The organism is Streptomyces sp. NPDC043908 (assembly GCF_056435525.1).
In genome coordinates this window covers 439,123-452,572 of sequence record NZ_JBWKEI010000001.1, presented here as the reverse complement: position 1 = coordinate 452,572, position 13,450 = coordinate 439,123, and the positions used below count along the sequence as shown (strand labels likewise).

Below are 13,450 nucleotides of genomic sequence, written 5' to 3'. Positions count from 1 at the left end.
CACTTGGGTGCCCGGTACGAGGCCGAGGCCCCCGTGGCGCCGCACGCACTGCCAGGACGGTGTACCGGTACGCCGGTGGCACCGGAACTCTCAAGCGCGGCACCATTGTTTCCACCGGCGGCGATCCGCGTCATTGACACCGGGAGCAGGAATCCTTGGCATTGCGCGCACCGCGGGGCGCCGTCACGGTAGTGAGGTACGCGGCGTTCAGAGCGGCCCGCTCGCGACGGCCGCGCGCCTGTGTTCGCCCGGGGTCACTCCGTAAGCGGCGCGGAAGGCCCGGCTGAAACTCTCGGGGCTGTCCATTCCCCGGCGCCGGGCGATGTCGCGTACCGACACGTGCCGAAGAGCCGGGTCGGCCAGGTCGGCGCGACAGGCCTCCAACCGCCGACGGCGGATCGAGACGGCCACCGTCTCGTCGTGGTCGCGGAAGAGCTGGTGCAACCGCCGTACGGAGATGTGGTGATGGGCGGCGACGGCCGCCGGGTCGAGTCGGGGATCGGCCAGGTTGTCCTGGAGGAAGACGTCGATACGGGCCAGGAGGAGCTGTTGCCGGGTCTCCGCGGGCAGGCGTGCCGCCGCGTCGGCCTGTTCCGCCAGGAACCCGGCGGCCAGGTCCAGGCTGGTCACGCCCAGGCGGACGCTGTCCTGTTCGCTCAGCTCCGGAGCCTCGCGGGCCACGGAGACCAGGTATTGGGCGAGTATCCGGCCCATGCCGTTCGTGGCGGACAGCGTGCGGGCGAGTACGGCGCGGAGCTTGGCCTCGGGGACGGGGACCAGAGCGCGCGGCAGGTTGAGCACGATCGCCCGTGAGCCGTCGTCGCCCGGTTCGCAGCCGGCCACACCCCGGTACGGGGACGAGGACGACCAGATCGCGAAGTCACCGGCACCGAGCCGGGCTTCGCTGCGGCTTTGGGAGACGGCCATGGATCCGCCCAGGATGAGGGCGAGTTCATAGCTCTCCGGATCGCTCCGGCGCACGAGTGCGGGCGTCCGCTCGGAGCACAGTTCGGGAAAGCACATCGTCGTGAGGTGCAGTCGCCCCAGGGAAAGGGTGCCGATGCTCCCGTCGAAGCCGGCGGCGTCGCTGGTGATGTGCACCGGCGCCACGCCCCGCCCGACGGCCTCGCGCCACCAGGTGAACTGCTCCTCCTGCGGCAGGCCTGCGGTGTCGAAGTAGGTGTACGCCATGAGCTGCCCTCCCGAGAGACTCCTGCTCGTACACCAACCGTGCTCATGGGCGGGTAAGGGGGCCATGAGCACGCCGAAACATGGCCGGGCCGTCGCCCGGAATGGCCGGTGGGGCCGCGGTTCGGGCAGGCACTGTCGGGCCAGGCCACGACCCCGGACCCACCCCCGTCGAAGGGTTGGACAGGGAAGCCGGGCGCATACCAGACTCCCCCTGATGGCTGGAGATCAAGTCTCCACCCCGACCAGGAGGAACCATGTCCGCGCGCCAGCCCGCCGCTCCGTCCATCCACCGCCGCGCCGTGATCACCTGGCTGGCCGTCTACCCGACCATCACCCTCGTCCTCGGCCTGATCGGTCCCACCACGGCCCATCTGCCGCTCCTGCTGCGGACGTTGATACTGACCGTGATAGTCGTGCCCGTCGCCGCCTACGTCCTCATCCCGTTGCTGACGAAGGCGAACGCCGCGCTGGCCCGGCGCTGACCGTCTGCGAACAGCCGAGCGCGCGAACGGCGTTCTCGACGGGTGCACCGACCTGGGCGCGCCCCTCCCCCGGCCGGGGTCGGGTCGCCCCGGCCCCAGCCTCCGGTGGGCACTGACGCACATGATCGAGGAGACCGGCCGTCACGCGGGCCACGCGGACATCCTCCGCGAACTGATCGACGGCTCCACGGGCCGTTGACCGAGGTACGCATACCGCCGACCGGCGAACCGGTGGGACCACCGTCAAGCAACCCGCCCCGCCCCGAGCAGCCGGTCGGCGGTCTCGTTCAACGTGGGGTAGTCGGTGTACCCGGTCGGCCCGCCCACGTACATCGTGTACTTGTCCCGCACCGCGTTCAGGGGAGCGCCGCTGCGCAGGCGCTCGACCAGGTCGGGGTTGGCGAGGAACGCGCGGCCCAGGGCGATCACGTCCGCGCCCGCGGTGAGCAGGCGCTCGGCCGCGCTCCGGCCGCCGTCGGCGGGCAGGGGGGCGGGCCAGCCGAGGTTCGGGTTGGCCATGAGGGGGCCGGTCCAGTTGGCGCGGACGAGGGCGAAGACGGGCTGGTCCGGATCGGCAAGTTCCAGGTGCAGATACGCGAGGTCGAGGTCCGCCAGAGCCGCGATGAGCTCGGTGTAGATGCGCGTGGTGTCGCCTTCCTCGATCCCGTTGACGGTGTTCGCCGGCGAGATCCGCAACCCCGTACGTTCCGCCCCGATCGCGTCGGCCACGGCTCGCGTCACCTCGACGGCGAAGCGGACGCGGCGCGAGACCGGACCACCGTAGGCGTCGTCGCGCCGGTTGGTGTTCTCGGCCATGAACTGGTGCACCAGCATCCCGTTGGCGGCGTGCACCTCGACCCCGGCGAAGCCCGCGTCGACCGCGTTGCGGGCGGCCTGGGCGAAGTCGGCGACCGTGGCGTGGATGTCCTCGACGGTCATGGCGCGGGGCACCACCGAGGGCCTGCGCCCGGTGGGCGTGTGGATGGTTTCCGGCAGGGCGACCGGCGAGGGGGCCACCGGTGTGAGCCCGCTGTTGTCCGGGTGGCCCACCCGTCCCCCGTGCTGGAGTTGGAGGAACATCCTGCCGCCTGCGGCACGTACCGCGTCGGTGACCCGCCTCCATCCCGCTGTCTGCGCCGCACTGTGGATCCCGGGGATGTTGGGGTAGGTCTGCCCCACGGCGTTCGGGGTGGTGCCTTCGGCGATGATCAGTCCGGCCGAGGCCCGCTGGGCGTACTGCGTGACCATCAGATCCCCCGGAACGCCGTCGGCGCCCGCCCGGTTGCGGGTGAGCGGTGCCATGACGAGCCGGTTGGGGAGGTCCAGGGAGCCGAGGCGGGTGGGGGCGAAGAGAGCGGAGTTCACTGTTGTCTGCGTCATGTCCGTACGGTAGAAGTTGACACCGGTGTCAGGTTCAAGAGGCGACGGGGCGGTGCGGTCCCGTCACGGACAGGAGAAGGCATGCGGATCGGAGAACTGGCGGCGCGTACGGGCGTGAGCGAACGCTCCTTGCGCTACTACGAGAAGCAGGGCCTCCTCACCGCCGAGCGGACTCCCGGCGGCCACCGCGAGTTCGGCGAGTGGGCGGTCGACCGGGTCATCCGCGTTCAGGCCCTGTACGCGGCGGGCCTCAACAGCACCAAGATCGCCGCCCTGTTGCCCTGCATGCGGGACGCGGACGGCGGGCCCTCCGCGCGGGCGACCGAACGACTGGTCGCCGAACTCGCCGAGGAGCGCCGCCGGATCGACCGGCTCATCGCGGATCTGCTGCGCTCCCGGGATGTCCTGGACGAGGTCATGGACCTGGCCACACAGCCACGCGGGGCGACGCCGGCGACGGCGGGGTAGGAGCGGACGCCTCGTTCGTCGGCGCCCTGGCGGCGAGGCCGCTACGCCTGCCAGTGCGCCAGTGTGTGGAGCGCGGCGGCAGTCCGGGTGAAGCCCTCCGCGCCGAGGAGATCGCGCATGTCGGCATTGAACCGCTCGATCTCCGGACCCGCGGCGTCCAGCGCCACCGTGCCCGCGTCCGTCAACTCCAGGACGACGGCCCGGTGTTCTCGGGGGTGGGCGCGCTTGGTCACGAGCCCCGCGGTGGTGAGCCGGGTGACCAGGGGTGGCACCGCGGACTCGCGCAGGCCGAGGGTGCGGGCTAGGTCCCGCTGGCTCAGGCCCGGCCGGTCCCGCACCGCGAACAGGGCCCCGAGCTGGGCCGTGGTGACCCCGGCGGCGGCCAGGCAGCGGCGGTCCGCCGTGAGGCGCAGGGTGTGGGCGGCGCGTTGCAGGAGGAAGAAAAGGCGCGGGTCGGACTCAGGGGGCATGGTCCGATCTTGACAGCAGGATCCCGGTGGCGCCATGCTCACTCCACTGGTGAAGTGAGGTCGACGTGGACGCGGACACCCTGAATCTGGAGCTGGCCCGGAAGGTGCTGGCCTCCCAGCCCTTCAGCGTCTACTTGGGCGCCCGGCTGACGGCCTTCGCGGACGGCGTCGCCGTCCTGGAGCTCGACGTGCGGGACGAACTGCGGCAGCAGAACGGGTTCGTCCACGGCGGCGTCCTGAGCTACGCGGCCGACAACGCGCTCACCTTCGCCGCCGGTACGGTCGCCGGCCCCGCGCTCCTCACCGCCGGTTACACGATCGACTACCTGCGCCCCGCCCGCGGCACGGTGCTGCGCGCCAGGGCCCAGGTCGTACGCCCCGGCCGTACCCGGGTCGTGTGCCGTTGCGAGGTGGTCCTGCTGGACTCCGACGGCACCGAGACGCTCTGCGCGATCGCCCAGGGCACCATCGCCGTCGCGGACACCGCCACACCGCCGGGGCCCGCCGCCTAGGGAGGCGGGGGCGGGTCAGAAGCGGACGATGTGCTGGAGGTCCGCGAGCCGGCAGTCGGGGATGGTGTCGGCGGCCCGCAGCAGGAAGTTCAGCTTCTCGATGCGCTCACCCGTACGCGGTGCCCCGTTCTTCTGGAAGGGTGCCTGCAGTCCGATGGAGAGGTCCATGACGATGTCGTCGATCACGCCACCGGAACGGCCGGAGGGGACGGCGACCAGACCGTTGCGGACGGCGTCGTCGTAGGTGGCGAGGGCTTCGGTGATGGTGCCGACCTGGTTGGGTTTGAGGATGAAGCCGTCGACCGCCCGGGCCGCGAGCGCCCGGTCCAGGCGGCCCCGGCTGGTGGCGATGAGGTCGTCCCCGAGCACGAGGGTGCGGCTGAGCCGGGAGACGGCGTGGGCGAAGCCGTCCCAGTCGTTCTGGTCCAACAGGTCCTCGACGAAGAGGATGTCGAAATCCTTGGTCAACGCGCCGGTGTAGTCGATGAGTTCGGCGGCGGAGACCCGATCGCCCTTGAGCTCGTAGGAGCGCGTCGACGCGTCGTACATCTCGCTGGAGGCGCAGTCGAGGGCGTAGGCCACCGTGTCGGCGCATCCGGAGGTGTCGACGGCCTCCTGGATCAGTTCGAGGACGACGCGCGGGTCGTCGCTGGGCGCGCAGTAGCCGTACGAGGGGGCGACGCCGGCGGGTGCGCCGGTGTACTTCTCGATGACCGGGCCCAGCCGGTCGAAGACGCGGATGCCGGTCTCGACGGCTTCGGCGATGTCCGCGGCCCCGTACGGCACGATGATGAACTCGTTGAACGCCTGGACCACGTCGCCGTACCGGCCGCCGTTGACGACGTTGAAACTCGGCACCGGCACGGTGGTGAGGTCGGTACGGGCGACGGTGCGGTAGACGGGCTCACCGGCGACGGCGGCCGCCGCGCGCAGGCAGGCGACGGAGACCGAGTAGACGGCGTTGCCGCCGAGCCGGGACTTGCGGTCGGTCCCGTCGAGTTCGATCATCACACCGTCGAGCGCCGCCTGATCGCCGACGTCCCGGCCGACCAGGGCCGGGGCGATCAGGCTGTGCACGTTGTCCACGGCCCGGTGGACGCTGAGCCCGTCGTACGTGCCGGGGTCCTCGTCCCTGAGGACGACCGCCTCGTGCATCCCGACCGACAGACCGGTGGGGCCGGCTCCCCGCCCCAGGTGGCCGGTGGAGGTCCGGACCTCGACCTCGACCATGGGGCGGTGCTTGCAGTCCAGGACCTGCCGTGCGTGGACGGATTCGATGGATGCCATGGTGCCTTTCCGGTGGTGCGCCCCCGTTGCCGTCGGCCCCCTCTCGACCGTGCTGATGTCCTGCTCTTGTCCAGCACGCCCGATCGCGTTCCTCCTCCCCATGATGGGCGCGAGGGGGTCGGGGGCGCAGCTCAGGCGGCTCGGCGGGCACGCGGAGGGGCGGTACGTCCGGGGCACCGCCCCTCCGCGTGCACGCTCACAGGCCCGATCCCCCGGTGGCGTCGACGACTCGTCCGGTCACCCAGCGGGCGTCGTCCGAGGCGAGGAAGGCGACGATGTCGGCCACGTCCTCCGGCTGCCCCACGCGGCCCAGGGCCGCCAGAGCCGCCGCCTGGGCTTCGGCCTGCGGGTTGTCGCGCAGCCACGAGGCGTTGACGTCCGTGTCGATGATCCCCGGAGCCACCGAGTTCACCGTGATTCCCCGGGGCCCGAGGGCCTTGGCGAGGTTCATGGTGAAGTTGTCCAGGGCGCTCTTCGTCGCGCTGTAGGCGATGATCTCCGGCATCGCCAGGCGGGCCGCGCCACTGGAGATGTTGATGATCCGGCCGCCGTCGCGCAGACGGGGCAGGCCGTGCTGGACGATGAAGAACGGGGCCCGCACGTTGACGGCGAAGACCTCGTCGAAGTCCGGCTCCGTCAGCCCGGCCAGGTCGGAGCTGCGACCGATGCCGGCGTTGTTGACGATGATGTCGACGCCGGTCCCGGTACCGGTAGCGCGCCCATCGGGCACGTACGCGGCGATCTCGGCATCGAAGGCCGCCCACAGGTCCGCCGCGTCGCCGTGCTGCCCGAGCGTGGCCCGCAGGGCGACGGCCCGGCCGCCGCTCTTCTCGATCCGGGCGACCACGTCCCGCGCCGCCTGTTCGTCGGTGGTGTAGGTCAGGGCGACCAGGGCGCCGTCCCCGGCGAGGCGTTCCGCGATGGCCCGGCCTATGCCCCTGCTGCCGCCGGTGACCAGCGCGATCTTGTCCTGAAGCCTGCCCTCAAGCTGCCGCGTACGCATGGTGGTTGACCGCCTCCGCTCATTGTTGGTGGATCGCTCAAGAAAAAACCTAACACGTTTGTTGAGTGGCCGCTCTAAAATGAAGGCATGAGCGAGACACCCGCGAAGCGAGGGCGCCCCCGGACCTTCGACCGTGCCGAGGCCCTGACGGCCGCCACCCGGCTGTTCTGGGAACGCGGCTACGAATGCACCTCCATCGGCGACCTGACCGAAGCCCTCGGCATCAAGCCGGGCAGCCTCTACGCGGCGTTCGGGGACAAGAAGTCCCTGTTCAAGGAGGTGGTGGGGAGCTACGGACGGTCACCGGCCGGCGCCTTCATGGGGGTGGCGCTGGAGGAGGAGCCCACGGCGTACGGCGCGTTCGCCCGCATCCTGCGCGAGGCGGCGGAGATCTACTCCGACCCCTCCCACCCGGCCGGGTGCCTGACCATCACCGCGGCGACCAATGTCACGCGGCAGGACGCCGAGGTGGCCGCGTTCCTGCGTACTTTGCGCAACGCGAACCTGACGACCTTCGAGAACCGGCTGCGCGAGGCGCAGTCTTCGGGGGAGCTGCCCGCCGACGCCCGGCCGCGGGCGCTGGCCGCGTACTTCGCGACCATCATCCAGGGCATGTCCCAGCGGTCCCTGGACGGCGCCACGACGGAGGAACTGCACGAGACCGCGGAACTGGCGCTCGCGGCGTGGCCGGGGACCCGGACGCCGGGTCCGACGTCCGACCGGCCGCACCCCTGACGCCCCGCGCGTCGGTAACAGGGCCACGCGGTGGGGCGCCCGGTGACCCGGAAGGCGCATGGTCGTTGCTCTCCCTGGAGACCTCGGGTGGGACGGGGCTACTGACCAGGAGTCGAGCGATGACCCAAGTGACCGAGACCGACGTCCACTACCGGCACCACGTCCTGCCGTACTACCGGGCGTTCGGCTCACGCTTCGGGTACACGGCGCTGCTCGGCCGCACGCGTCACTTCGGGTGGTACGAGCCGGGCCACTCCCCCTGGGACTTCACCGCGGCGATGCGGCGCATGGAAGTCGTCGTGGCCCGCAGGCTGGACCTGCCCGCGGCGGCCTCGGTGCTCGACGCCGGGTGCGGGGTCGGGGACACGGCGCGCACGGTCGCGCGCGTGGGCAGGGCCTACGTCACCGGGGTCGACGGGATCGAGCCGGACGTCGCGATCGCACAGCAGCGGTCGGCGCGTGCCGGCGTCCCGAGGGGGCGGACCCGTTTCCTCGTGGCCAACTACCACGCGCTGCCGTTCCCGGACGCGTCGTTCGACGGCGTCTACACCATGGAGTCCTTCGTCCACTCGCCCGACCCCGGGCAGGGGCTCGCCGAGTTCTTCCGTGTGCTGCGCCCGGGCGGGAAGCTCGTGATGTGCGAGTACTCGAGCACCCCGCAGGACGATCTGCTGCCGCACGCGCGGTCCGCGCTCGTGCGGGTCTGCGAGCTCTCCGGCATGCCGGGCATGCTCACGATGACCCACGGGCACCTCGAACGGCTTCTCCAGGAGACCGGTTTCGCCGTCGAATCGGCCTACGACGCGACGGAGAAGATGCTGCCCATGCTGCGCTGCTTCTCGGTGCTTGGCCGGCTTCCGTACGCGGCGGCGCGCGCCGTGGGGCGCGGCGACAGCCTGGTCAACGCGATGAGCGGGGTGGAGATGTACCGGCACCAGGAGACCTGGCGGTACAACATCTGCGTGGCCACCCGGCCCTGAGCCGTACGCGGGGCGGGCCACGGCCGCCGGCCCCTCGCCCGCCTGCCCGCACGCCCCGGGACACCCTCCGACCGCCCCCGGCACACCCGCGAAAACTTTTTTCGCCGACGATGTCGAGAAGCCGTACCCGGCTCCGTCCCCGTAGTGAACGCGACCACAATGGGCCGCACCACTACCGAGGAGAGCCACCATGGCCAAGTACCTGCTGCTGAAGCACTACCGCGGCGCCCCGGACCCCGTCAACTGCGTGCCGATGGCCGAGTGGACGCCGGAGGAGATCTCGGCACACATGCGGTTCATGCACGACTTCGCCGACCGGCTGGAGAAGACCGGGGAGTTCGTCGACGCCCAGGCACTGGCCCCCGAGGGGACCTTCGTCCGGTACGACGGCGAGGGGCGCCCGCCGGTCACCGACGGGCCGTTCGCCGAGACCAAGGAGCTCATCGCCGGCTGGATGGTCATCGACGTCGACAGCTACGAGCGGGCCGTGGAACTGGCCGGCGAGCTGTCCGCCGCCCCGGGGGCCGGCGGGAAGCCGATCCACGAGTGGCTGGAGCTGCGCCCGTTCCTCGCCGCCCCTCCCACCGTCACGGAGTGACCTCACCCATGGACCAGGCCCTGCTCAGGAGCCTCACGCCTGGTGTGCTCACCGTCCTCGTCCGCCGCGGAGCCGACTTCGCGGCGGCCGAGGACGCCGTACAGGACGCACTCGTCGAAGCCGTCCGCGTCTGGCCCGCAGATCCGCCGCGCGATCCCAAGGGGTGGCTGGTCACCGTCGCCTGGCGCAAGTTCCTCGACCAGGTACGGGCGGACACGGCCCGCCGTCGGCGCGAGGACGTCCTCGACCAGGAACCGGTGTCCGGGCCCGCGCCCGCCGCCGACGACACGCTCCAGCTGTACTTCCTGTGCGCCCATCCGTCGCTGACGCCCGCCTCCGCCGTCGCGCTCACCCTGCGGGCCGTCGGCGGGCTCACCACCCTTCAGATCGCCCAGGCCTATCTGGTGCCCGAGGCGACCATGGCCCAGCGCATCAGCCGGGCCAAGCGGACCGTCTCGGGCGTACGGTTCGACCGGGCGGGCGATGTGGCCACCGTGCTGCGCGTCCTCTACCTGGTCTTCAACGAGGGGTACTCGGGCGACGTCGACCTCGCGGCCGAGGCGATCCGGCTCACCCGGCAGCTCGCCGCCCGGATCGACCACCCCGAGGTGGCGGGCCTGCTCGCCCTCATGCTGCTCCACCACGCCCGGCGCGCCGCCCGCACCGCGCCCGACGGCGCCCTGGTCCCGCTCGCCGAGCAGGACCGGGGCCGATGGGACACGGCGTCGATCGCCGAGGGCGTGGCGATCCTCCAGGCGGCCCTCGCACGCGACCGGCTGGGCGAGTTCCAGGCGCAGGCCGCCATCGCGGCCCTCCACGCGGACGCGCTCACCGCCGAGGAGACCGACTGGGTGCAGATCGTCGAGTGGTACGACGAACTCGTCCGGCTGACCGACAGCCCCGTCGTCCGCCTCAACCGCGCGGTGGCCGTCGGCGAGGCGGACGGGCCGCGCGCCGGCCTGGCCGCGCTCGCCGGGCTGGACGACTCCCTGCCCCGCCACACCGCGGTGGCCGCGTATCTCCACGAGCGCGACGGTGACGCGGCGACCGCGGCCCGGCTGTACGCGGAGGCCGCCCGGAAGGCACCCAACCTAGCGGAGCGCGACTACCTCACCCGGCAGGCCGCCCGCCTCCACACCCGCGGAGGTCGGTGACGCGACGGCAGCAGACCTGCTGGTCGGCGGGGGTGAGGTGGACGGGGACGAGGGGGACGGCCCGAGCCGTCCCCGTCACCGCTCCCCCGTCACCGCCCCCGCCCCCGCCCGCAGATAGGCCCCCAGCCTCGCGATCGCCGACGGGTTGCGGGGGCTCTCGACCAGGTCCGCGTAGTCGAGGACGAAGATACGCCGGTGCTTGACGGCGGAGACGTTGCGCAGGGGGGCGTAGGACAGCAGGAACTTCTTCTTCTCCTCGGCGCTCACGTCGCCGTAGTCGCAGATGACGATGGTGTCCGGGTCGCGCTCGACGACGCTCTCCCACCCCACGGTGGTCCAGGAGTCCGCCACGTCGTGCATGACGTTCACCCCGCCCGCCTCGGTGATGATCTGCTCCGGCGCGGCATAGCGGCCGGACGTGAAGGGGGTGTCGCGGCCGCTGTCGTAGAGGAACACCGTCGGGCGGTCGGCGCCCTTGGGTGCCTTCGCCCGTACGTCCGCGATCTGCTTCTTGAAGTCGCGGACCAGCGCGGCGGCCCGCTCCTCGACGCCGAACAGTCTGCCCAGGTTGGCCAGGTCGGTGTAGAGGGCGTCGAGCGGTGGCATGATGCCGCGTGAGGACGCCGTACGGCCGTTGTGGCAGGACTCGGTGAGGATGTACGAGGGGATGCCGAGCTTCTTCAGGGCGTCGGGCGTGAAGCCGCCGTCCTCGCGGAAGCCGTAGTTCCATCCGGCGAAGACGAGGTCGGCGCGCGCGTCGAGGACGTTCTCCTTGGTGAGCTGGTCCTTCGAGAGCCACTTCACCTTGTCGTAGCCGCCCTTCCAGGGCAGTCCGCCCACCTCGCCCTTGTCGTCGGGCATGGCGAAACCGGCCATGCGGTCCTCGAGACCGAGGGCGAACATCAGCTCGGTGATGCCGACGTCGTTGGTGACGACGCGTTCGGGGACCTTGTCGTACGTCACCCGGCGGCCGCAGTTGGTCAAGGTGACAGCCGAGGTCCTGGTGTCCTGGGAGGACTCGACCTCGGCTCCGCAGCCGGTGGCGGTCGCGGCGAGACAGACAACGGCGGCGAGCAGCTTGCGCATGGGCGTCCTCATGAGGTGGTGGGAGTGAGCAGGTCGAACAGGAACTGGACGGCGCCGGTTTCCGGGTGGCGTACGCGGTGGGCGCGGACCCCGAACACCTTCGCGAGCACATCGGGTCGCAGGACGTCGTGCGGTGGTCCGGCGGCGACGATCCGGCCGCCGTCGATGACGTACAGGACATCGCAGTGGGCGGCGGCGAGGTTGAGGTCGTGCAGGGCGGCGAGCACGGTCAGACCGCTGTCGCGGACCCGGGAGAGGACGTCCAGCTGATGGGCGATGTCGAGGTGGTTGGTGGGTTCGTCGAGGACCAGGACCCGGGGTTGCTGGGCCAGGGCCCGGGCGATGAGGACGCGCTGCCTCTCGCCGCCGGAGAGGGCCAGGACGCCGCGGTCGGCGAGGTGGGTGACGCCCGTGCGTTCCATCGCGCGGGCGCAGATCTCCCGGTCGGACGCGGCCGTACGGTCGCGGTGCGGCAGCCGTCCCATGGCGACCACTTCGGCGACGGTGAAGTCGAACTGGGCCGCCGACTCCTGCGGCAGTGCCGCCAGGACCCGGGCGACGGCCCGCGGGTCCATGGTGTGCAGGTCGTCGCCGTCGAGCCGTACCGCGCCCCCGGCCGGGCGCAGACCCCGGTACACACAGCGCAGCAGGGTCGACTTGCCGCTGCCGTTGGGGCCGACCAGCCCCACGAAAGCCCCGCTGTCCACGGTGAGCCGGATGTCCTCCACCAGCCGGGTCCCGGAGGCCTCGATCGTCACCTCGTCGATGTCGAGCCGCATGGTCAACGGCCTCCGAACGCGTAGCCGCCGCGCCGCATCAGCAGCAGGAACGCGGGCACCCCGACCACCGCGGTGATCACGCCCACCGGCAGTTCGGCCGGGGCCAGCAGCAGCCGGGACAGCACGTCCGCCCACACCAGGAGCACCGCCCCGGCGAGCGGGGCCACGGCCAGCACCCGGCGGTGGTCGGCGCCGACGAGCATCCGCGCGACGTGCGGCACCATCAGTCCGACGAACCCGATGGCCCCGCTGACCGCGACGACGGTGCCGGTGACGGCCGCCGTCACCACGAACAACTCCCGGCGCAGTCTCGCCGGTTGCACACCCAGCGCGGACGCGGTCTCGTCGCCCATGGCGAGGGCGTTGAGCGCCTCGGCGCGCCACCGCAGCCAGCCCCATCCGCAGGCCACCGTCACTGCGGCGAGCGGGACCTGCGCCCAGGTGGCGCCGCCCAGACTGCCCAGCAGCCACATCATCGCCGACCTGGCCGCCTCGCCGCGGGCCGCGCCGAACACCATCACGGTGGTGAGGGCCTGGAAGCCGTACGCCAGCGCCGTTCCCGTCAGGATCAGCCGCAGCGGGGTCAGCCCCTGGGGTGAGCGCGCCACGGCGTACACCAGCGCCATGGCCGCGAGCGCCGAGGCGAACGCGGACACCGACAGGGCCCACACCCCGAGCCCGGCGAACGCTCCCAGCAGGATGACGGCGTTGGCGCCCACCGCCGCGCCCGAGGAGATGCCGAGGACGAACGGATCGGCCAGCGCGTTGCGGACCATCGCCTGCACCGCGACACCGACGGTCGCGAGGCCCGCCCCGACCACGGCGCCGAGCAGGACCCGGGGCAGGCGGATCTCCCAGACGATGGTGTACGGGGCGGCGTCCCCCGCGTGCACGGTGGCGCCGGTCAGTCCCGCCCACAGGAAGCGCGGCACGTTCGGCCAGCCGACCCCGGCGGCTCCGAGTCCGACACCGCCCACGAGGGACAGCAGGAGTAACAGCCCCAGGGACAGGCCGAGTGGCAGCACGGGTATCCGGCTGGGGGGTGTGCGTCGGGGCACGGGAGGGGCCGTCCTTCATAGGGCCGCCTGCTGGACATCGCGCAGGAGACGGCCCGTACGGCCGTGCCGGCCGCGCGGGTCCCCCCGCTCGCAGTCCACGGCGAGCAGTCAACGGGTCGCTGGCCCTCCACGGGCGATCGGGCTCACGCGACGGACCCAGAGGTCGCCGCGCACACCGTTGCGGGTCAGCGCCGGACTCTCACCGGACTTCCCCCGCGGGAGGCAAGGGGAGCCTAACAAACGTCGGGGACGTGCGGGGGGCGTCGG

The 13,450-nt window shown here is 71.9% G+C and carries 15 protein-coding genes and 1 pseudogene; 8 read left to right on the top strand and 8 right to left on the bottom strand.

Translation table 11 applies throughout. The features are described from left to right. Window positions 1–207: 207 nt before the first annotated feature. Window positions 208–1,191: an AraC-like ligand-binding domain-containing protein gene (locus AC069K_RS02135; protein WP_478611195.1), complete on the bottom strand. Its 984-nt coding sequence runs from the start codon at window positions 1,189–1,191 to the stop codon at window positions 208–210. A 254-nt stretch (window positions 1,192–1,445) separates the two neighbouring features. On the opposite strand from AC069K_RS02135, the gene AC069K_RS02130 reads away from it, so the two are divergent. Continuing rightward, window positions 1,446–1,673 (top strand): putative antibiotic biosynthesis monooxygenase, encoded by a 228-nt coding sequence (locus AC069K_RS02130; RefSeq protein WP_365111257.1) that lies wholly within the window; start codon window positions 1,446–1,448, stop codon window positions 1,671–1,673. 10 nt (window positions 1,674–1,683) lie between these two features. Then, window positions 1,684–1,872, top strand: a pseudogene (locus AC069K_RS02125) (mycothiol transferase); the annotation flags it as partial. Window positions 1,873–1,916: 44 nt separating this feature from the next. Here AC069K_RS02125 and AC069K_RS02120 read toward each other — a convergent pair. Next, a complete protein-coding gene (locus AC069K_RS02120; protein WP_478611191.1) occupies window positions 1,917–3,053 on the bottom strand; it encodes an alkene reductase in 1,137 nt (378 codons plus the stop codon). Between the two features lie 81 nt (window positions 3,054–3,134). Here AC069K_RS02120 and AC069K_RS02115 point away from each other — a divergent pair, with 81 nt between their 5' ends. Then, a complete protein-coding gene (locus AC069K_RS02115) occupies window positions 3,135–3,521 on the top strand; it encodes a MerR family transcriptional regulator (RefSeq protein WP_365111252.1) in 387 nt (128 codons plus the stop codon). A gap of 41 nt (window positions 3,522–3,562) precedes the next feature. On the opposite strand, the gene AC069K_RS02110 is transcribed toward AC069K_RS02115, so the two are convergent. Further along, entirely contained in the window at window positions 3,563–3,991 is a 429-nt protein-coding gene (locus AC069K_RS02110; protein WP_478611188.1) for a MarR family winged helix-turn-helix transcriptional regulator, read from the bottom strand. A gap of 65 nt (window positions 3,992–4,056) precedes the next feature. On the opposite strand from AC069K_RS02110, the gene AC069K_RS02105 reads away from it, so the two are divergent. Then, the gene (locus tag AC069K_RS02105; RefSeq protein WP_365111247.1) at window positions 4,057–4,503 is read left to right on the top strand and encodes a PaaI family thioesterase; all 447 of its coding nucleotides are present in this window, start codon (window positions 4,057–4,059) and stop codon (window positions 4,501–4,503) included. Window positions 4,504–4,518: 15 nt separating this feature from the next. On the opposite strand, the gene eno is transcribed toward AC069K_RS02105, so the two are convergent. Both eno and AC069K_RS02095 read right to left on the bottom strand, forming a co-directional pair. Further along, entirely contained in the window at window positions 4,519–5,790 is a 1,272-nt protein-coding gene (gene eno, locus AC069K_RS02100; RefSeq protein ID WP_365111245.1) for a phosphopyruvate hydratase, read from the bottom strand. Window positions 5,791–5,986: 196 nt separating this feature from the next. Further along, on the bottom strand, window positions 5,987–6,793 hold the full coding sequence (locus AC069K_RS02095) for an SDR family oxidoreductase (protein ID WP_478611183.1): 807 nt from the start codon (window positions 6,791–6,793) through the stop codon (window positions 5,987–5,989). Between the two features lie 87 nt (window positions 6,794–6,880). Here AC069K_RS02095 and AC069K_RS02090 point away from each other — a divergent pair, with 87 nt between their 5' ends. From AC069K_RS02090 to AC069K_RS02075, 4 genes are all read left to right on the top strand, one after another. After that, entirely contained in the window at window positions 6,881–7,528 is a 648-nt protein-coding gene (locus tag AC069K_RS02090) for a TetR/AcrR family transcriptional regulator (RefSeq protein WP_365111239.1), read from the top strand. A gap of 119 nt (window positions 7,529–7,647) precedes the next feature. Beyond that, window positions 7,648–8,508, top strand: a complete 861-nt coding sequence (locus AC069K_RS02085) for a class I SAM-dependent methyltransferase (protein WP_478611180.1) — start codon at window positions 7,648–7,650, stop codon at window positions 8,506–8,508. Between the two features lie 190 nt (window positions 8,509–8,698). Then, the gene (locus tag AC069K_RS02080; RefSeq protein WP_365111234.1) at window positions 8,699–9,106 is read left to right on the top strand and encodes a YciI family protein; all 408 of its coding nucleotides are present in this window, start codon (window positions 8,699–8,701) and stop codon (window positions 9,104–9,106) included. An 8-nt stretch (window positions 9,107–9,114) separates the two neighbouring features. Then, window positions 9,115–10,260, top strand: a complete 1,146-nt coding sequence (locus AC069K_RS02075) for an RNA polymerase sigma factor (protein ID WP_478611994.1) — start codon at window positions 9,115–9,117, stop codon at window positions 10,258–10,260. Between the two features lie 75 nt (window positions 10,261–10,335). Here AC069K_RS02075 and AC069K_RS02070 read toward each other — a convergent pair whose 3' ends face one another. The 3 genes from AC069K_RS02070 to AC069K_RS02060 are packed head-to-tail and all read right to left on the bottom strand — an operon-like array spanning window position 10,336 to window position 13,183. Further along, entirely contained in the window at window positions 10,336–11,346 is a 1,011-nt protein-coding gene (locus AC069K_RS02070) for an ABC transporter substrate-binding protein (RefSeq protein WP_478611177.1), read from the bottom strand. An 8-nt stretch (window positions 11,347–11,354) separates the two neighbouring features. Beyond that, a complete protein-coding gene (locus AC069K_RS02065; RefSeq protein WP_478611174.1) occupies window positions 11,355–12,125 on the bottom strand; it encodes an ABC transporter ATP-binding protein in 771 nt (256 codons plus the stop codon). Between the two features lie 2 nt (window positions 12,126–12,127). Beyond that, on the bottom strand, window positions 12,128–13,183 hold the full coding sequence (locus tag AC069K_RS02060) for a FecCD family ABC transporter permease (RefSeq protein ID WP_478611171.1): 1,056 nt from the start codon (window positions 13,181–13,183) through the stop codon (window positions 12,128–12,130). Window positions 13,184–13,450 lie beyond the last annotated feature (267 nt).

What these genes read in the sequence shown, in the direction of transcription:
- AC069K_RS02090 (WP_365111239.1), top strand. Translation starts at nt 6,881, where the DNA reads ATGAGCGAGACACCCGCGAAGCGAGGGCGCCCCCGGACCTTCGACCGT.
- AC069K_RS02120 (WP_478611191.1), bottom strand. Translation starts at nt 3,053, where the DNA reads ATGACGCAGACAACAGTGAACTCCGCTCTCTTCGCCCCCACCCGCCTC.
- AC069K_RS02080 (WP_365111234.1), top strand. Translation starts at nt 8,699, where the DNA reads ATGGCCAAGTACCTGCTGCTGAAGCACTACCGCGGCGCCCCGGACCCC.
- AC069K_RS02135 (WP_478611195.1), bottom strand. Translation starts at nt 1,191, where the DNA reads ATGGCGTACACCTACTTCGACACCGCAGGCCTGCCGCAGGAGGAGCAG.
- AC069K_RS02085 (WP_478611180.1), top strand. Translation starts at nt 7,648, where the DNA reads ATGACCCAAGTGACCGAGACCGACGTCCACTACCGGCACCACGTCCTG.
- AC069K_RS02095 (WP_478611183.1), bottom strand. Translation starts at nt 6,793, where the DNA reads ATGCGTACGCGGCAGCTTGAGGGCAGGCTTCAGGACAAGATCGCGCTG.
- eno (WP_365111245.1), bottom strand. Translation starts at nt 5,790, where the DNA reads ATGGCATCCATCGAATCCGTCCACGCACGGCAGGTCCTGGACTGCAAG.
- AC069K_RS02065 (WP_478611174.1), bottom strand. Translation starts at nt 12,125, where the DNA reads ATGCGGCTCGACATCGACGAGGTGACGATCGAGGCCTCCGGGACCCGG.
- AC069K_RS02070 (WP_478611177.1), bottom strand. Translation starts at nt 11,346, where the DNA reads ATGCGCAAGCTGCTCGCCGCCGTTGTCTGTCTCGCCGCGACCGCCACC.
- AC069K_RS02110 (WP_478611188.1), bottom strand. Translation starts at nt 3,991, where the DNA reads ATGCCCCCTGAGTCCGACCCGCGCCTTTTCTTCCTCCTGCAACGCGCC.
- AC069K_RS02130 (WP_365111257.1), top strand. Translation starts at nt 1,446, where the DNA reads ATGTCCGCGCGCCAGCCCGCCGCTCCGTCCATCCACCGCCGCGCCGTG.
- AC069K_RS02115 (WP_365111252.1), top strand. Translation starts at nt 3,135, where the DNA reads ATGCGGATCGGAGAACTGGCGGCGCGTACGGGCGTGAGCGAACGCTCC.
- AC069K_RS02075 (WP_478611994.1), top strand. Translation starts at nt 9,115, where the DNA reads ATGGACCAGGCCCTGCTCAGGAGCCTCACGCCTGGTGTGCTCACCGTC.